Consider the following 17,347-nt stretch of genomic DNA (forward strand, 5'->3'; position numbering starts at 1 on the left):
CGCGGGGCAACCCTATGCGAGACCTCAGCGCTTGGCCTTGGCCGACTTCGGCCACACCAGGCGGATGCCCGCCCAGTCGTCGGCGACGCTGATGTTGGAGGTCTGCGACAGGCCGGCGGTGGGCACGGCCTCGGCGACGTCCGAAGGCTCCACATGGCCGGGGCGGCCGGTCTTCGGGGTGAGAACCCAGATCACGCCGTCCTCTGCGAGCACGCCGGTGGCCTCGAGGAGGGCGTCGACCAGGTCGCCGTCGTCCTCTCGCCACCAGAGCAGGACGACGCTCACCGTCTCGTCGGCATCCTCGTCGAGGAGGTCGCCCCCGATTCGCTCCTCGACAGCGGCACGCAAGGCGTCGTCAACGTCCTCGTCCCAGCCGAGTTCCTGGACGACCATGCCTGATTCGATCCCGAGCTTGTCGGCGACGCCGAGCTTGCCGGCGTCTTCCGCGGCGACCACGGTTTTCACTCCTCCAACTACGCAAGAGCGACAGCCCTAAGACTGCCGCCAGAGTCCGTTACTCGGGCTAGCGAACACTGTCAGCTACCTCCGGCGCAACTGTTGACCACTTGACACGCCGGAACGGGCACCCCTGTGAAGACACCTACACTGGCATGAGGCACGCTCTACATACCTCTTATCGCGCGCGCGTGAGCGACACGATCCAGAACTACCGACCGGTAGCGATGACGAAGTCGTCGCGCAAGGACAACGATAGGAACGCGTGGCACGGTTGCCGGGCCAGCGCGAAGTACCGCCAACGAAGCCGAGGAGACACCTTGAGCCCGCAGAACACCGGCCCCGAGCGGGTGCGTGTCATTCGCGACGGTCTGGCAGCGCACCTGCCGGACATCGACCCCGAGGAGACCTCGGAATGGCTCGAGTCGTTCGACGAGGTGCTCAAGGGCGGCGGCCAGCAGCGGGCGCGTTACCTGATGCTTCGTCTGCTCGAACGCGCTGGTGAGAGCCACGTCGGTGTGCCCTCGCTGATCAGCACCGACTACGTCAACACCATCCCCACTGAGCGGGAGCCGTGGTTCCCCGGTGATGAGGAGGTGGAGCGTCGTTACCGTGCGTGGATCCGCTGGAACGCCGCGATGACGGTGCACCGCGCGCAGCGACCCGGCGTGGGTGTCGGTGGACACATTTCGACGTACGCGTCCAGCGCGTCGCTCTACGAGGTCGGCTTCAACCACTTCTTCCGCGGCAAGAACCACCCCGGTGGCGGCGACCAGATCTTCATCCAGGGTCACGCCTCCCCCGGTGTCTACGCCCGCGCGTTCCTCGAGGGCCGCCTGTCCGAGCACCAGCTCGACGGCTTCCGCCAGGAGTACTCGCACGCCGGACCGGGCGGCGGCCTGCCGTCGTACCCGCACCCGCGCCTCATGCCGGACTTCTGGGAGTTCCCCACGGTCTCCATGGGCATCGGCCCGATGAACGCGATCTACCAGGCTCGGTTCAACCGCTACCTGCGTGACCGCGGCATCAAGGACACGTCCGACCAGCACGTGTGGGCGTTCCTCGGCGACGGTGAGATGGACGAGCCCGAGTCGCGCGGCCTGCTGCAGCTCGCCGCGAACGAGCAGCTCGACAACCTGACGTTCGTGGTCAACTGCAACCTGCAGCGCCTCGACGGCCCGGTGCGCGGCAACGGCAAGATCATCCAGGAGCTGGAGTCGTTCTTCCGCGGTGCCGGCTGGAACGTCATCAAGGTCGTCTGGGGCCGCGAGTGGGACGCGCTGCTGCACGCCGACCGCGACGGCGCGCTCGTCAACCTGATGAACAACACGCCGGACGGCGACTACCAGACGTACAAGGCGAACGACGGCGCGTACATCAAGGAGCACTTCTTCGGCCGCGACCCGCGGACGAAGGCGCTCGTCGACCCGATGACCGACGACGAGGTGTGGAACCTCAAGCGCGGCGGCCACGACTACCGCAAGGTCTACGCGGCCTACAAGGCGGCGACCGAGACGGTCGGTCAGCCGACCGTCATCCTCGCGAAGACCATCAAGGGCTACTCGCTCGGCAAGCACTTCGCGGCGCGCAACGCGACGCACCAGATGAAGAAGATGACCCTGGAGGACCTCAAGGGCTTCCGGGACAGCCTGCGCATCCCGATCTCCGACGAAGTGCTCGAGAAGGACCCGTACCTGCCGCCGTACTACCACCCCGGGCAGGACAACCAGGAGATCCAGTACATGCTGGAGCGCCGCCGTCAGCTGGGTGGCTTCCTGCCGGAGCGCCGCACGAAGTCCAAGGCGCTCGTGCTGCCGGGCGACAAGGTCTACGACGGCATCAAGCGCGGCTCCGGCAAGCAGGAGGTCGCCACGACGATGGCGTTCGTCCGGCTCGTCCGCGACCTCGCGAAGGACCCGGAGATCGGCCCGCGCATCGTGCCGATCATCCCGGACGAGGCACGAACGTTCGGCATGGACTCCATGTTCCCGACGCAGAAGATCTACAACCCGAACGGCCAGGCGTACACCTCGGTGGACGCGAACCTGATGCTCGCCTACAAGGAGTCCGAGCAGGGCCAGATCCTGCACGAGGGCATCAACGAGGCGGGTTCCACGGCGTCGTTCACGGCGGTCGGCACGTCCTACGCCACGCAGGGCGAGCCGATGATCCCGATCTACATCTTCTACTCGATGTTCGGCTTCCAGCGCACGGGCGACGGCCTGTGGGCGGCGGCGGACCAGATGGCGCGCGGCTTCGTGCTCGGTGCCACGGCGGGCCGCACCACGCTGACCGGTGAGGGCCTGCAGCACGCCGACGGCCACTCGCTGCTGCTGGCGCACACGAACCCGGCCGTCGTCTCGTACGACCCGGCGTGGTCGTTCGAGGTGGCGCACATCGTCAAGGACGGTCTGCGCAGGATGTACGGCGAGAACGCCGAGAACATCTTCTACTACATGACGGTCTACAACGAGCCGTACGTGCAGCCGGCCGAGCCGGAGGGCCTGGACGTGGAAGGCCTCCTGCAGGGCCTCTACAAGTACCAGGACGGCCCGCGGACCGGTGGCCCCCGTGCCCAGATCCTCGGCTCGGGTGTCGGCCTCCCGTGGGCTCTCAAGGCCCAGAAGATGCTCGCCGAGGAGTGGGGTGTCTCCGCGGACGTGTGGTCCGCCACGTCGTACTCGGAGCTGCGCCGCGACGCCGTCGACACCGACCGCCACAACCTGCTGCACCCGGACGCCGAGCCGCGCGTGCCGTACGTGACGCAGGTGTTGAAGGACGTGCAGGGCCCGGTCGTCGCCGTGTCCGACTGGGCGTCGGCGATCCCGGACCTGATCCGCCCGTACGTCCCGACCGACATGACGACCCTGGGCACGGACGGCTTCGGCTTCTCCGACACCCGCCCGGCCGCCCGCCGCCACTTCCTGGTGGACGCGGAGTCCGTCGTCGTCGCCACGCTGGCCGCACTGGCCAGGCGCGGCGAGGTCGAGCAGGCGAAGGTCGTCGAGGCGGCCCGCAAGTACCGCATCGACGACGTGCAGGCCGCTGGCCCGTCCACGGGCGACGCGGGCCTCGCGTAGTCCCAGAGGCCGATCAAGGCGCTGTGAGGCGATCTGAGGGGCCGTTCCGCCACCGTGCGGGACGGCCCCTCAGTCTGTTCGTTGATGCATTTGGGTGATCCCGGCGCCCGCAGGCATCCGACCCGACTGCCGGAGCGTGCTCTCCCTGTCACTCCACGTGTCGGAGTGTTGATCGAAGGGGAGCAGATCATGAACGCATCACTGACCAGACGGGTCGCGGGGGCGGCCGTCGCGGTCGCGCTGGCGCTGCCGGTCGTCGTGACGGGCCAGGCCCAGGCGAGCGCGTGGCCCAACGACACCTGGGACGTGACCGACAAGTTCGCGGCCGGGGTGAGCGTCGGCGCGATCACCTGGGGCAACCGCACCAGCAACCTCAGGGGCTACGTCGAGGACTTCGGCGGCGTCAACTCCACGACCGTGGTCTTCACCGCCTACGCCGGCGCCACGAAGGTCGACAGCGACACCCGGACCGCGTCGCCGGGCGAGAACGTGCCGTTCAACTTCCCGATCGGGGATCCCGACAAGGTCGGGGGCTTCGACCGCCTCAAGATCCAGGTCTGCCAGTCGCAGAACCCGGAGCAGACGTGCAACCCCGGCGTGAACGTCACCAGGGACGCGATCCCGGAGCGCGAGGTCTGGCGCCCGTAGCACTTCACAGCGCGGCGGCGGTGACAGCGCCGCCGTAGCCGTGGCGGCAGGCCATCGGATCAGGCGCGAAGGCCTTGGCAATGAGTCTTTTGCGGACGAAGTCAAAAGTCCCATTGCTAAGGCCCTGGTCAGAGCAACCGATATATCAGTTCGGCCGATATATCAGTTCGTTCAACACTGCGCGACGGGCTGCGCGTGAAGGAGCGGGCCGTCCGCTCGAGCGTCCAGCAGCAGCGGAACCAGGGCCCGCGCCTCCTGCTTCAGCGGCACGATCCGATCACCGCCACGCAGGTACTGGGACTGGACGCCGTGCAACGCGAGTTCGTCCCGCACCTCGGCGTACTGGGCACCGGTCAGCACGTAACCGCACGGCGGCGTGGCCACCACGTCCGACGGATCCGGTGCCTGGTTGTCGGCGCCCCCGAAGTAGATCGGGCCGGACCGGACCGCACGGGAGGCGGCGTTCGCGGCCTCGATCGCCGGGCGGTTCGAGCCGACGAACGACTGGGTGCCGTCCAGGGCGAGCAGGTGCGACTCGACGCGGTACGCCGGGGTGCCGTCGACGTTGGTCTCCACCAGCAGGCCCATGCCGTGCTTCAACCCGCCCGTGTTGCGGAGGATGCGCTCCTGGCCGTCGCCTGCCACCTGGCGGACGGGCTCACCGGTCACCGGGTCGACGTAGATGCCGTAGACGCCCGAAGTACGGCCAGCGGCCTCGACCGACGGCCGGACGTACGAGCGTGAGAGCGACTCGGACAGGTCGTGCACGCCGTCAGCGACGTTGAGGTTGCGCGGCCACAGCCAGAGGACGTCCTTCACGTAGTAGGGCGCCGACGGGCCGAACTCGTGCAGGTCGTGGATGACGTCGGGCTGCCAGTCGCGGATCACCGCGGCCATCGCGCGGGCCTCGGCGGAGCGCAGGAGCAGGTGGTCGCGGTTGATGTCGATGCCGGCGGAGTTGCCGCGGGTGTCGGCGACCCGGCCGTCCGGGTTGGCGTTCGGCACGAAGAGGTAGGTCGTGCTGGACGAGCGCGGCAAGGAGCGCATGCGGATCAGGCACGCCTCGCGGCCGGCGGGTTCGTCGCCGTGCTGGGAGCAGATGAAGAGAACCACCGTGCGCGCGGTGCGGGAGCCCACGCGCACGAGCTGGATCGGGCGGCCCTGGGCGGTGACGCCGATCTCCGAGACGGGGAGGCCGGTGGCGCGCAGGTAGGCCTGTTCGTCGGCCTCGGTGGTCCACTTGCCGGTGAGCTCGAATCCGGTGCGCGGAGGTGGTGCGGCGACGGCCGGAACAGCTACCAGCGACGAGACAGCGGTCAGCAGAGCGATCAACAGTCCCCTCATAGAGGAGACTTTGCCGCCTGTGTCAACCGGCGGGCGGTGCGGTTCCAGTCGAGGAAACCGTGGACCACCAGGCCCGCGAAGATCACGTAGACGAACGCGCTGAAGTACAGGCCCGACTGGATCTGCAGCGGCACGCCGACGGCGTCGACCACCAGCCACACCAGCCAGAACTCCACGAGCCCCAGGCCCTGCAGGGCGAAGGCGAGGATCGTGCCGATGAAGATGGCGGCGTCCGGCCACGGCGCCCACGAGGCGTCCAGTGCGTCCAGCACCAGCGCGAACGCGACGGTGCCGACGACGAACGCCCCCACGACGGCGATGCGTTCGCGCCGGGAACCCTTGCGCACCACCACGCCGAAGACCGGGTCACGCCGGCGCGCCCAGGCGTACCAGCCGTAGACGGCGATCGCACCAACGGCGACCTGACGGGTGGCGAGGCCGCCGAGGTGCGCCGACATGTAGACCGTGAAGAGCATCGCGACCGAGACCAGCTGAACGGGCCAGGTCAAGAGTGAACGGCGCTGCGCGAGGAACACCACCGCGAGCGCCAGCACCTGCCCGACCAGCTCCGTGTACGCGATCTTCTGCCCGAAGATCGTCAGTCCCATCTCGTACCACACGGTTGTTCCCCCGCGGTTCAGTCGCAGTACACCGGTGTTTCCTACGGTCCCACCATGTCATCTTCCTTAGCACTCGCGCTCGTGCCTTTGTTCCTCTCCGCGCCGGCGATGCCCGTCATCACACCGACGGTCGTCACGCAGACGTTCGAGGAGCCCGCCGACGCGGACGACCCGGCCATCTGGGTGAACCCGCGCAACACCGAACGCAGTGTGGTCCTGGGCACGCTGAAGGAGGGTGGCTTGGCGGCGTTCGACCTGAACGGCCGCACGATCGGCGTCTACCCGGCGCCGCTGCCCCCGACTCCGGACGCGAAGCCCGGCCGCTTCAACAACGTCGACGTCCTCGGCGACCTGGCGTTCGTCAGCGACCGCGGCCGTGACCGCATCCGGGTGTTCCAAGTGGACGAACACGGCGCGAGGGACGTCACGAGCCCCGCCGCGAAGCCGGTGTTCAGCAAGACCGAGGCCGAGGTCGACGAGCAGCACACCGCGTACGGCCTGGCCGCCGGTCGGATCAACGGCAGGGACGTCGTCGTCACCAGCCGCCGCAACGAGACCAGCATCGCGCTCCTGCAGGTCGTGAAGGGTCCCAGGTACGACACCAAGAAGGTGTCCACTTTGGACCTCCCGAGCACCTTCACCCTCCCGAACGGCCAGAAGTGGACGGTGTGCGGCGAGCCCGGTGAGGGCCCGCAGGTCGAGGGCATGGTGATCGACGAAAGCACCAACACCCTGTACGCCGCTCAGGAGGACGTCGGCATCTGGCGCATCCCGTTGCGCATCAATGGCTTCGGCAAGCCACAGCTCGTGGACAAGGTCCGCACTTGGGGTGCGCCGCAGAAGTTCAACCCTGAAACCGAGGAGTGCGAGGCCGACGGCCCGAACCCCGGTTTCGGCGGCAAGTGGCTCGAAGCCGACGCCGAGGGCCTCACGATCGCGAACGACGTGCTGCTCGCCTCCAGCCAGGGCGACTCGCGGTTCGTGGCCTACCGCAAGGCCGACATGAAGCCGCTGAAGGACTTCCGCGTCAAGGACGTCGAGCACTCCGACGGTGCCGACATCGTGCTGGGCAAGCTCAACCTCCTCGTCGTCCACGACGGAGAACGTCCCGACGGCACCGGGTTCGCGTTCATCAGGTTCTAGTCTGACCCTATGGGGATCCTGAGCCTGAACGCCCTCAACCGGGCGCTGATCGAACGCCAGATGCTGCGCGAGCGCGCCGACCGGAGCGCGCTCGCCACCATCGAGCACCTCTTCGGCATCCAGGCGCAGGAACCGAAGTCGCCCTATGTAGGCCTCTGGACGCGGCTGCGGGACTTCCGTCCGCAGGAGCTCGAAGCCCTCCTGACCAACCGGGAGGCCGTCCGCATCCTGCTCATGCGCGGCACGATCCACCTGGTCAGCGCACGGGACGCGCTCGGCCTGCGTCCCCACACCCAGCTCAAGCTCGACCGCGAGCTGCGGAGCGGCCCGTTCGCCGCCCGGCTCAGGGGACTCGACTTCGACGAGATCGCCGAAGCGGGCCGCAAGATCCTCGACGACACCCCGCAGGGTACCGCCGAGGCCGGCAAGCAGCTCAAGGAACGCTGGCCCGACCGCGAGCACACGGTCCTCGGCAACGCGCTGCGCAACAAGCTCGCGCTCGTCCAACTGCCGCCGCGCGGCCTGTGGCACAGCAGCGGCCGGGCGATCTGCACGACCGTCGAGAACTGGCTCGGCGCACCACAACAGGCCATGGACAAGGAAGAGCTCGTCCTGCGCTACCTCGGGGCGTTCGGCCCGGCCACCGTCATGGACGCCCAGCAGTGGTCCGGTCTCACCAAGCTCACCGAGACGTTCAACGCCCTGCGCCCGCGGCTCGTGACGTTCCGCAACGAGGCCGGCAAGGAGCTCTTCGACCTCCCCGACGCCCCGCGCCCCGACCCGGAGACCCCTGTCCCGGTCCGGCTGCTGCCCGAGTTCGACAACGTCCTGCTCGCCCACTCCGACCGGCGCAGGGTCATCGCGGACGACCGGCTCGGCGTCGTCATCGGCGGCAAGCCCACGGTCCTCGTCGACGGCTTCGTCGTCGCCACCTGGGCCGTCACCAAGGACCGCGCCATCACCGTCGACTACATCGACGCACAGCCGAAGAGCAGGCAGAAGGCGGTCGCCGAGGAGTGCGACCGCCTTCAGGACTGGATCAACGCGACCTAGGCGGCGACGTCCACGTGCGCGCCGTCACCGACGACGAGCCGGTGCTGGCGCGCCGAGCCGACGCGGGCCCGGCGCCCGATCAACGACGTCTCGATGCCCGAGACGTTGTGCACGGAGGCCTCGTTGAGCACGATCGAGTCGGCCACCCCGGACTCGATGATCCGGCAGTCCGCGCCGATCGACGTGTACGGGCCGATGATCGACTCCTCGACCAGCGTCCCGGCGCCGATGATCGCGGGCCCGACGATGCACGACCGCACCACGCGCGCACCCTCCTCGACCACGACGTCACCGATCAGCCGTGACTCGTCGTCGACGATGCCCTGGATGTCGCCCCGCAGGCCCATCAGCAGCTCGCGGTTGCACTCCAGCACGTCCTCGACCTTCCCGGTGTCCTTCCAGAACCCCGAGTACATCCGTGCCCGCACATCGCGTTCGTGCGTCACCAGCCACTGCAGTGCGTCCGTGATCTCGAACTCGCCGCGCCATGACGGCTCGATCGCGTCGACGGCGGTGTGGATCGCGGGGGTGAAGAAGTAGACGCCGATCATCGCGAGGTCGCTGCGCGGTTCCTGCGGGTGCTCGATCAGCCGCGTCACGCGCGAGTTCTCGTCCACCTCCGCGACGCCGTAGAGCCGCGGGTCCTCGACCTTGTCCACCAGCACCTGGGCGGACGGCCGCAGCCGGGCGAACTCGTCGGCGATCTGGCCGATGCCCTCGACGAGCACGTTGTCGCCCATGTACATCACGAAGTCGTCGTCACCGAGGAACGGCCGGGCGATCCGCACGCAGTGCGCGAGGCCCAGCGGCACGTCCTGCTGGATGTAGGTGATCGAGACACCCAGGTAGGAGCCGTCGCCGAACAGCTCGGAGATCTCCTGCGCCCCCTCGTCGACGACGATGCCGATCTCGGTGATGCCGACGTCCCGCAGGTTCTCCACGACGTACTCGAGCACCGGCTTGTTCGCGATGGGGACGATCTGTCGAGGCAGCGAGTATCCGGCCGGGCGTACGCCCGCGGACAGCACAAGGGCTTTCATAGGTCCTCCACCGCGACGGAACAGTTCGGGTGGAGACGAGACTCCGTCCGGGCGGTGGACGGAAACTGGAGAACCCCCAGAACACCAAGAAGGGGCCCTGCGCGCGATGTTTGCGCAGGACCCCCTCTTGCAAGTTAGAACCTCTAACTCAAGTTGGAACCACTAGCTCATGGGAGTGCCCGACGGCGGCGTCGGCGCGTCACCCATGCGCCCACCCACGGTCTGGGGCATCTCCTGGGACGCGCGCGGCATCGGGGACTGGGCCTGCGCCTCGTCCTGCACGCGGGTCAGCCAGCCCTCCCAGCGCTGCTGCATCGGGCGGACCAGGCCGCCACCCACGCCGATGATGACGACGCCGGCGACGGTGGCGAGCACGGCGATCAGGACCGGCATGGTCACCGAGATCGCGATGCCCAGCTGGTTGAGGGCCGCGATGATGCCGAGCGCCATCACGAAGCCGTAGGTGATGTTGCCCATGAGCTTCGTGTACGAGCGCTGACCCAGCGCACCGGTGACGAGACCCTTGAGCGCGGTGCCGATGGCCGACGCGACGATCACGAGCACGATCGCGACGACGATCCGCGGCAGGTACGCGATGACCTCGTTGAGCAGCGTGCTGACCGGGTTCGAGGCGCCGAAGACGCCGAACGCCAGCTGCAGCGCGATGAGCAGCACGAAGTAGTAGACGATCTTGGCGATCAGGCCGGACGCGTCCATCGACGACTGGCGCATCGCGCTGTTGAGGCCCGACTTGTCGACGAGCTTCTCGAAGCCGACGCGCTTGAGCAGGAACTGGACGCCCTTGGCGAGAGCCTTGGCGATGAACCAGCCGATGACCAGGACGAGCAGGAAGCCGAGCAGCTTCGGCACGAACGTGGCGACCATCGCCCACGCCTGGCCCAGGCCCTCGGTGATTTGCGAGCCCACGGGCCCTCCAATGAACAAAAGTTGCGGTGAGTGAAGATCAGACGCCGTGATCGTTTCGTGGATCACACCGCTCCACAACTTCGACACTGCTACACGAAAGGGTGGCTGACGTGGATTTTTGTCGCAATACAGTCCAGAGTGGAACTACCGGTGGGGACCGGGGAGAGGGAAGCGCCCGCCACGCTCCGTGGCGGGCGCTTCCACATTTCCCGGCCCCGGACTCAAGGCCTTGCGGAGAAGCCGCGGCCATCCAGGTAAGCCTTCATCCCCTCAGCTGACAACGCCGGCGCGGCGCCTGCCTGACCGTCCTTCGGCACCTCGGGCCTGGGGTCGCCGGTGCACTCGGAACTGCTGCCCGGCAGCCCTCCGTCGATGAGGTACCGGTTGACCTTGTCGTCGACGCACTTGTTGCCACCGTTGTAGAGGCCGTGCTTGCCCTCGTCCGTGACGGTGATCAGGTTGTGCCCGAGGCGCCGCGCCATCGCCGGTCCGCTCGCGTACTGGGTCTGCGTGTCGCCCTCGGACTGCACGACGACGCCGACCGGGTAACCGTTGCGCCCGATCTTGACCGGCGGCTCCGGCGGCGTGAACGAGCGGAACGTGCACGTCATGGGCGCGGCCCGCACGATGCCGAAGCCGTACGGGTAGCGATCGCGGAACATCCGCATGTCCTCGTAGTAGTTGTGCAGGTCGGTCGGCCAGTCCGACTCGCAGGTGACGGTGTCGAAGACGCCCGACCGCAGTTCGTCCAGACCGGTCCTCGCGAGCACCTGGCCCGCCTTGGCGCCCTCGGCGTTCGCCACCTCCTCCCCCGACCGCAGCTTGGTCACGATCGACGCCAGGTCCGACCACAGCGGACGGTAGCGGGCACCGACGCCCATCGCGCCGTCGAAGGAGGAACGGTTGTGCTCGCCGACCGGCGTCGCGTGCAGCTTCGCGGCGACCTTCTCGACCTCGGCCAGCACCTCGTCACGCGACTTGCCCAGTCCGAACTTCTCGTTGCGCTCCCCCACCCACGACGCCCACGTCTCGACGTCCTTGCGGTAGGCGATGGCCTGCTGGCGGAACTGCTCGTGCCAGATCCACTCCGGGTGCACGGCCGAGTCGAGCACGCTGCGGTCGAGCCGGTGCGGGAACAGCGTCCCGTACACCGCGCCCAGGTACGTGCCGTAGGAGTAGCCCAGGTAGTTGATCTTCGGCTCGCCCAGCACGGCGCGCACGACGTCCATGTCCCGCGCGGTGTTCGCGGTGCTGATGAACGGCCGGATTCCGCCGCCGGACTTCTGGCAGGCCTCCTCGGCCTCGCGCGCCTCGGCGGCCCACTTGCCGAAGTCGCCGTCCGCGGGCCGTGACTCCGGCGCGGCGATGGCGGGCGCGGCGCGGCAGTTCAGCGCCGTCGAACCGCCGACGCCACGCGGGTCGATGCCGATCACGTCGTAGACCTGGACGAGCTCGGACTTCCTGAAGAACAGAGGCAGGCCGAGCCCAGATCCGCCGGGTCCACCCGGATTGGTGAACAGCACGCCACGACGGCGATCGGCCGCCGCGGCCTTCTTGCGGCTGATCGTCAGGTTGATCCTGTCGCCGGCCGGTTTGGTGTAGTCGAGGGGCGCGACGAGCACAGCGCATTCCAGCTCGGCGAGCTGTCCCTCGCACGGGGCCCACTTGACCGGCTGCGAGTGGAACCCGACGAGTGGATCGGGTGGATCGGCGGAGGCGGTCGCGCTCGCGGTCAGCAGAGCGACGACCCCTAGGGCGAGTGCCGGGAACCTACGCAAGACGAAACCTCCGCGCCGGACGACCATGACCTCTGCTGCCCGAAGGTATGGCCGTTCATTCCGGTACATGGGTTCTGTCACCCATCCCGGTGATGTCCGCTCGAACGCCTAAGCTGCGGGTATGACCAGCAGCAAGGCGAAGGAGGAGCACCCGCCGACGCTCTCCGCCCGCACCATGCGCAAGATCGAACGCGCGTCGGGCTCGCTCGCGACCGCCAGCGTGTCCGAGATGGAGCGGCGCCTGCCGTGGTTCGCCCGGATGCCCGCCGACCAGCGGGCGAGCGTGCTGCTGCTGATCCAGAACGGCGTGGCCGGGTTCGTCGAGTGGCTGCACGACCGGCAGCAGGCGATCCGGCTGACCGCGGACGCGTTCCGCAGCGCCCCCAAGGACATCTCCCGCTGGGTGAGCCTGCGCCAGACCGTCGAGCTCGTCCGGATCGCGCTGGAGCTGTTCGAGGGGCAGCTGCCGGAGATGGCGGCGAACGAGGCGGAGCGCGCGCTGCTGATGGAGGGCGTGCTGCGGTACGGGCGGGAGATCGCCTTCTCCGCGGCCACCTCGTACGCGGCGGCCGCCGAGGCCCGCGGTGCGTGGGACGCGCGGCTGGAAGCGCTGGTCGTGGACGGCATCGTGCGTGGCGATCCCGAGGAGTCGCTGCTGTCCCGCGGTGCCGCGCTCGGCTGGGACCCGGCGCTGGAGGCGACGGTCCTGGTCGGCAACCCCGGCGGGGAGGACCCGCCCGCGATCATCTACTCGGTGCGCAGCAAGGCCGCCCGTGCGGGCCGTCCGGTGCTGCTGTCCGTGCAGGGCTCACGGCTGGTCGTCGTGCTCGGCGGCCCGACGGAGACCGGCGAGGACGTGCTGGGGCGCATCGCCGAGGGCTTCGGCGAGGGCCCGGTCGTGGCCGGGCCGACCGTCAAGTCGCTGTCCGAGGCCCATCGCAGCGCCAGCGACGCGCTGAGCGGGTTGCGCGCGGTCGTGGGCTGGCCCGCCGCCCCCCGTCCCGTCCGCTCGCTCGACCTGCTGCCGGAACGGGCCCTGGCAGGCGACCCGGAGGCGGAATGGCAGCTCGTCGACAGGGTGGCCCGCCCGCTGGAGGACGCGGGCGGCGCGCTGCTGGAGACCGTGGACGCCTTCCTGGAGGTCGGCGGCGTGCTGGAGACGTGCGCGAAAAGGCTGTTCGTGCACCCGAACACGGTCAGATATCGCCTTCGGCGCGTTCAGGAAATGACGGGAAGAAATGCACATGACGCTCGAGACGCACTTGTGCTTCGCGTCGCTTTGTCTGTAGGACGCCTTGCTCGCTCCCGTGGGCTGTGGTAGCGATCCGGTTGTGACGGAGTTCGCACACATCCGTTGGGGTGAGGGCCAAACGACCTAGCACCTCGCTGAGCTGGACTTAAGCCGTGGAGCGTTCACCTGGACGACACTTTTGTAGGGTCTCTACAAATACGATCGCCGTACTTCGTTCTTTACGGCATGGGGTACCGGTGGGTTCACCAGCTTTAGTAATCGACGTGATCGCACTCCTCGCGCCCGGACAAGGGTCCCAGACGCCCGGCATGCTCACCCCCTGGCTCGAACTGGAGGGGGCGGAGAAGCAGGTGCGCACGTGGTCGGAGATCACGGGCCTGGACCTGGTGCGCCTCGGCACCACCGCGGAGGCCGACGAGATCGTCGACACCGCGATCACCCAGCCGCTCGTCGTGGCTCTCGCCGTGCTCGCGTTCGGTGAGCTGCGCAAGCGCCTCGAACTGCCCTCCGCCGTGATCGTCGGCGGTCACTCGGTCGGCGAGCTCGCCGCGGCCGCGGTCGCGGGCGTCATCAGCGCCGACGACGCCGTCGCCCTGGCCGCCGTGCGCGGTGCCGCGATGGCGGAGGCGTGCGCCCTGGAGCCGACCGGCATGGCCGCGGTGCTCGGTGGCGACGAGCCGGAGGTGCTCGCGCGCCTCGAGGAGCTCGGCCTCGTGCCGGCCAACCGCAACGGCGCCGGCCAGATCGTCGCGGCCGGTCCGCACTCCGCGCTCGACGAGCTCGTGGCGAACCCGCCCGGCCCCGCGAAGATCCGCAAGCTGGCCGTCGCGGGCGCGTTCCACACCCGGTACATGGCGCCCGCGGAAGACGCGGTGCGCGCCCGTGCCGCCGAAGTCGCCGCGCACGACCCGTCGCTGCCGCTGGTGTCCAACAAGGACGGTCAGGTCGTCTCCGAGGGCGCCGAGGTGCTGGCGCGCCTGGTCTCCCAGGTGACGAGCCCCGTGCGCTGGGACCTCTGCCAGGCGACGTTCGTCGAGAAGGGCGTCACCGGCTCGGTCGAACTGCCGCCCGCCGGCGTGCTGACGGGTCTCGCCAAGCGTGCGATGAAGGGCACCGCCACCCTCGCCCTGAAAACCCCCGACCAGCTGGAGAAGGTCTCGGAGCTCTTCGAGACCGTTGGAGCCCATCAGTGACGACCTTCCAGGCCCCGCAGGCAGCCGCGGGTAGCCGCATCCTCGGTCTCGGCAGCTACCGGCCCGAGACCGTGGTGAGCAACCACGACCTCGCCGCTCGCATGGACACCTCGGACGAGTGGATCCGCGAGCGCGTCGGCATCGTCAACCGGCACGTGGCGGCGAAGGACGAGGGTGTCGTCGACATGTCCGTCCTGGCCGCCACCAGGGCGATCGAGGACGCCGGTCTGACCGCGGCCGACATCGGCGGCGTGATCGTGGCGACGTGCACGATGCCGTCGACCATCCCGAACGCCGCCGCGCAGGTCGCCACGAGGCTCGGCATCCAGGCCGCGGCCGCGTTCGACCTGAACGCCGCGTGCGCGGGCTTCTGCTACGCCGTCGCGACCGCCGCGGACATCGTCCGCGCGGGCACGGTGCGCAACATCCTCGTCGTCGGCGCGGAGAAGCTCACCGACTGGATGCACCCCGACGACCGCTCGACCGCGATCATCTTCGCGGACGGCGCCGGTGCCGTCGTAGTCGGTGCGAGCGACGAGAACCAGATCGGCCCCGTCGCGTGGGGCTCGGACGGCTCGATGTCCGAGGTCATCCGCATCGACGACCGGGACTCGTTCATCACCCAGGAGGGCCAGACGGTCTTCCGGTGGGCGACGACGCAGGTCGCTCCGGTAGCGATCCGTGCCGCCGAACTCGCGGGCGTCGAACTGTCCGACGTGGACGTCTTCGTCCCGCACCAGGCCAACCTGAGGATCATCGAGGCCATCGCCAAGCGCCTTCGCAAGAATGGTGCGCGCGAGGACCTGAAGGTCGCTCGAGACATCGTCGAATCCGGCAACACCTCCTCGGCCTCGGTCCCCATGGCGCTCGACCACATGAGGTCCGCGGGCGAGATCTCCTCCGGAGACGTGGTGCTGATGGTCGGTTTCGGCGCGGGCCTGTCCTACGCGGGACAGGTCGTGCGGTGCCCGTGAGCACCACCCAGGGTTTTTCCATCGTTTCAATCGAAAGGGAACTTCAGTGAGCGACAACGTCCTTACCGGTCTTGCCGAGATCGTCGAAGAGGTCGCCGGCGTGGCCGCCGACGACGTCACCGCTGAGAAGTCCTTCGTGGACGACCTCGACATCGACTCGCTGTCGATGGTCGAGATCGCCGTCCAGGCTGAGGACAAGTTCGGCGTGAAGATCCCGGACGACGAGCTGGCCAACCTCAAGACCGTTGGTGACGCGGTGAACTACATCACCAGCAACAAGTGAGTTCCGGCATCGAGGTCGTCATCACCGGGCTGGGTGCCACCACCCCGCTCGGTGGTGATGTCACGTCCACCTGGGACGCGCTTCTGGCGGGCAAGAGCGGCGTGGGTCCGATGACCCACGACTGGGTCGAGAAGTACGACCTGCCCGTCAAGATCGCGTCGCAGCTCGTGGTGGACCCGACCGAGGTGCTCCCCCGAGTAGAGGCACGCCGCCTGGACCGCTCCGAGCAGGTCGCCATCGTCGCGTCCCGCCAGGCGTGGTCCGACGCGGGCCACAACGACGACACCGTCGACCGCCAGCGCCTCGCCGTCATCATCGGCACGGGCATCGGCGGCGCGATCACCCTGCTGACCCAGGACGACCTCCTGGAACAGCACGGCCTGCGCAAGGTGTCGCCGCTGACCGTCCCGATGCTGATGCCGAACGGCCCGGCCGCGCACGTGGGCCTGGAACTGAAGGCACAGGCGGGCGTGCACGCCCCGGTCTCCGCCTGCGCGTCAGGCGCAGAGGCCATCGCGTGGGCCTACCGCATGATCATGTCCGGCGAAGCCGACGTGGTCGTCGCGGGCGGCGCCGAAGCGTGCATCACGGCCATCCCGGTAGCGGGCTTCAGCCAGGCCCGAACCATGAGCACCCGCAACGACGAGCCGGAAAAGGCGTCGCGCCCGTTCGACACGGCTCGCGACGGCTTCGTCCTCGGCGAGGGCGCGGGCGTCATGGTCCTGGAACGCCGCGATTTCGCAGAGGCCCGGGGCGCACGCGTCTACGGCCGCCTGGCAGGCATCGGCACCAGCGCCGACGGCTACCACATCACGGCGCCGGACCCCGAGGGCGTGGGCCAGTCGCGAGCGATCGCAGCAGCCCTGCGCTCCGGCGGCATCGACCCGTCCGACGTGGACCACGTGAACTGCCACGCCACCTCCACCCCGGTGGGCGACGTCGCGGAAACCGTGGCAATCCGCAAGGCGATCGGCGACCACCCGATCCTGACCGCCCCGAAGGGTTCCCTGGGCCACCTGCTGGGAGCAGCAGGCGCGGTCGAGGCCATCATCACGGTCCTCTCGATCCGCGACGGCATCGTCCCCCAGACGCTCAACCTGGAGAACCTCGACCCAGCGGTCACGCTGGACGTGGTGGCAGGCGAACCACGCAAGATCAAGCTCGACGCCGCGGTGAACGACTCGTTCGGGTTCGGCGGCCACAACGTGGCCCTGGCCTTCACGCCGGCTTAGCACCACTCCGCTCGACACCAAGGGCCCGGTCCGCAGTGCGGACCGGGCCTTTGTGTTGTCCGCCAAGGGTTTGGGCGCGCTCGCGCAGGGGTCCCCTTGGGTTCGGCGTCCCCCGCGACCCAACGTACAGAGCGGGTCTGACAGTCCCGCGAAGCCGCACGGGGGCGGGACGGAGAGATATGGCGGCGGGTGGCAGAGGCGGGCAGGCGCGGGCAACGGTGGCGGTGCGGTGGCGGCTGCGGCGGTGCAGCGGCGGCGGCACCGGTGCGGCGGCAGCGGTGCGGCGGCGGTGCGGCGCGGTGCGGCGGCGGCGGCAGCGGTGCG

15 protein-coding genes and 1 pseudogene are annotated in these 17,347 nt (G+C 68.9%); 9 read left to right on the top strand and 7 right to left on the bottom strand.

The window, feature by feature from the left end; genetic code table 11:
- Positions 1-24 precede the first annotated feature (24 nt).
- The gene (locus IEY88_RS35625; RefSeq protein ID WP_189159311.1) at positions 25-456 is read right to left on the bottom strand and encodes a DUF3052 domain-containing protein; all 432 of its coding nucleotides are present in this window, start codon (positions 454-456) and stop codon (positions 25-27) included.
- A 320-nt stretch (positions 457-776) separates the two neighbouring features.
- Between IEY88_RS35625 and aceE the strand changes: the two genes are divergently transcribed.
- Positions 777-3,536, top strand: coding sequence for a pyruvate dehydrogenase (acetyl-transferring), homodimeric type (aceE, locus tag IEY88_RS35630; RefSeq protein WP_189159312.1), 2,760 nt, complete (start codon positions 777-779; stop codon positions 3,534-3,536).
- A 189-nt stretch (positions 3,537-3,725) separates the two neighbouring features.
- On the top strand, positions 3,726-4,184 hold the full coding sequence (locus tag IEY88_RS35635) for a hypothetical protein (RefSeq protein ID WP_189159313.1): 459 nt from the start codon (positions 3,726-3,728) through the stop codon (positions 4,182-4,184).
- A gap of 171 nt (positions 4,185-4,355) precedes the next feature.
- Here IEY88_RS35635 and IEY88_RS35640 read toward each other — a convergent pair whose 3' ends face one another.
- Positions 4,356-5,528, bottom strand: coding sequence for a M14 family metallopeptidase (locus IEY88_RS35640; protein ID WP_189159314.1), 1,173 nt, complete (start codon positions 5,526-5,528; stop codon positions 4,356-4,358).
- The gene (gene pnuC / locus IEY88_RS35645; RefSeq protein ID WP_189159332.1) at positions 5,525-6,136 is read right to left on the bottom strand and encodes a nicotinamide riboside transporter PnuC; all 612 of its coding nucleotides are present in this window, start codon (positions 6,134-6,136) and stop codon (positions 5,525-5,527) included. The genes IEY88_RS35640 and pnuC overlap by 4 nt, the downstream gene beginning before the upstream one ends.
- A gap of 66 nt (positions 6,137-6,202) precedes the next feature.
- Here pnuC and IEY88_RS35650 point away from each other — a divergent pair, with 66 nt between their 5' ends.
- On the top strand, positions 6,203-7,291 hold the full coding sequence (locus IEY88_RS35650; RefSeq protein WP_229694066.1) for a phytase: 1,089 nt from the start codon (positions 6,203-6,205) through the stop codon (positions 7,289-7,291).
- Between the two features lie 9 nt (positions 7,292-7,300).
- Positions 7,301-8,344 (top strand): winged helix DNA-binding domain-containing protein, encoded by a 1,044-nt coding sequence (locus IEY88_RS35655; protein ID WP_189159315.1) that lies wholly within the window; start codon positions 7,301-7,303, stop codon positions 8,342-8,344.
- Here IEY88_RS35655 and IEY88_RS35660 read toward each other — a convergent pair.
- The 3 genes from IEY88_RS35660 to IEY88_RS35670 all read right to left on the bottom strand — a co-directional run bounded on the left by IEY88_RS35660 (position 8,341) and on the right by IEY88_RS35670 (position 12,089).
- Complete coding sequence (locus tag IEY88_RS35660) at positions 8,341-9,384, bottom strand: glucose-1-phosphate thymidylyltransferase (RefSeq protein ID WP_189159316.1); 1,044 nt, start codon at positions 9,382-9,384, stop codon at positions 8,341-8,343. The two genes, IEY88_RS35655 and IEY88_RS35660, sit on opposite strands and share 4 nt — an antisense overlap.
- 162 nt (positions 9,385-9,546) lie before the next feature.
- On the bottom strand, positions 9,547-10,311 hold the full coding sequence (locus IEY88_RS35665; protein ID WP_189159317.1) for a mechanosensitive ion channel family protein: 765 nt from the start codon (positions 10,309-10,311) through the stop codon (positions 9,547-9,549).
- A 221-nt stretch (positions 10,312-10,532) separates the two neighbouring features.
- Positions 10,533-12,089, bottom strand: coding sequence for an alpha/beta hydrolase (locus IEY88_RS35670; protein ID WP_229694067.1), 1,557 nt, complete (start codon positions 12,087-12,089; stop codon positions 10,533-10,535).
- Positions 12,090-12,594: 505 nt separating this feature from the next.
- On the opposite strand from IEY88_RS35670, the pseudogene IEY88_RS45615 reads away from it, so the two are divergent.
- Positions 12,595-13,362: pseudogene (locus IEY88_RS45615) on the top strand (PucR family transcriptional regulator); the annotation flags it as partial.
- On the opposite strand, the gene IEY88_RS45620 reads toward IEY88_RS45615, so the two are convergent.
- Positions 13,286-13,471, bottom strand: a complete 186-nt coding sequence (locus IEY88_RS45620; protein WP_373294252.1) for a TraY domain-containing protein — start codon at positions 13,469-13,471, stop codon at positions 13,286-13,288. The pseudogene IEY88_RS45615 and the gene IEY88_RS45620 overlap by 77 nt on opposite strands.
- Positions 13,472-13,604: 133 nt before the next feature.
- On the opposite strand from IEY88_RS45620, the gene IEY88_RS35680 reads away from it, so the two are divergent.
- From IEY88_RS35680 to fabF, 4 genes are read left to right on the top strand one after another with little or no spacing between them, the layout of a single operon-like run.
- Positions 13,605-14,534, top strand: a complete 930-nt coding sequence (locus IEY88_RS35680) for an ACP S-malonyltransferase (protein WP_189159320.1) — start codon at positions 13,605-13,607, stop codon at positions 14,532-14,534.
- A complete protein-coding gene (locus IEY88_RS35685; RefSeq protein ID WP_189159321.1) occupies positions 14,531-15,508 on the top strand; it encodes a beta-ketoacyl-ACP synthase III in 978 nt (325 codons plus the stop codon). Before IEY88_RS35680 ends, IEY88_RS35685 begins: the two co-directional genes overlap by 4 nt.
- Positions 15,509-15,554: 46 nt before the next feature.
- Positions 15,555-15,791, top strand: coding sequence for an acyl carrier protein (locus IEY88_RS35690; RefSeq protein ID WP_089950824.1), 237 nt, complete (start codon positions 15,555-15,557; stop codon positions 15,789-15,791).
- Positions 15,788-17,023 carry a beta-ketoacyl-ACP synthase II gene (gene fabF / locus IEY88_RS35695; RefSeq protein WP_189159322.1) on the top strand — a complete coding sequence of 412 codons (1,236 nt, stop codon included), beginning with the start codon at positions 15,788-15,790 and terminating at the stop codon, positions 17,021-17,023. Before IEY88_RS35690 ends, fabF begins: the two co-directional genes overlap by 4 nt.
- The last annotated feature ends 324 nt before the right edge of the window (positions 17,024-17,347 follow it).

This window comes from Lentzea pudingi (assembly GCF_014646255.1).
Classification (GTDB): Bacteria; Actinomycetota; Actinomycetes; order Mycobacteriales; family Pseudonocardiaceae; genus Lentzea; species Lentzea pudingi.

Coding starts and splice junctions, on each gene's coding strand:
- IEY88_RS35635 (WP_189159313.1), top strand. CDS start 3,726: ATGAACGCATCACTGACCAGACGGGTCGCGGGGGCGGCCGTCGCGGTC.
- IEY88_RS35640 (WP_189159314.1), bottom strand. CDS start 5,528: ATGAGGGGACTGTTGATCGCTCTGCTGACCGCTGTCTCGTCGCTGGTA.
- pnuC (WP_189159332.1), bottom strand. CDS start 6,136: ATGGGACTGACGATCTTCGGGCAGAAGATCGCGTACACGGAGCTGGTC.
- IEY88_RS35650 (WP_229694066.1), top strand. CDS start 6,203: ATGTCATCTTCCTTAGCACTCGCGCTCGTGCCTTTGTTCCTCTCCGCG.
- IEY88_RS35655 (WP_189159315.1), top strand. CDS start 7,301: ATGGGGATCCTGAGCCTGAACGCCCTCAACCGGGCGCTGATCGAACGC.
- IEY88_RS35660 (WP_189159316.1), bottom strand. CDS start 9,384: ATGAAAGCCCTTGTGCTGTCCGCGGGCGTACGCCCGGCCGGATACTCG.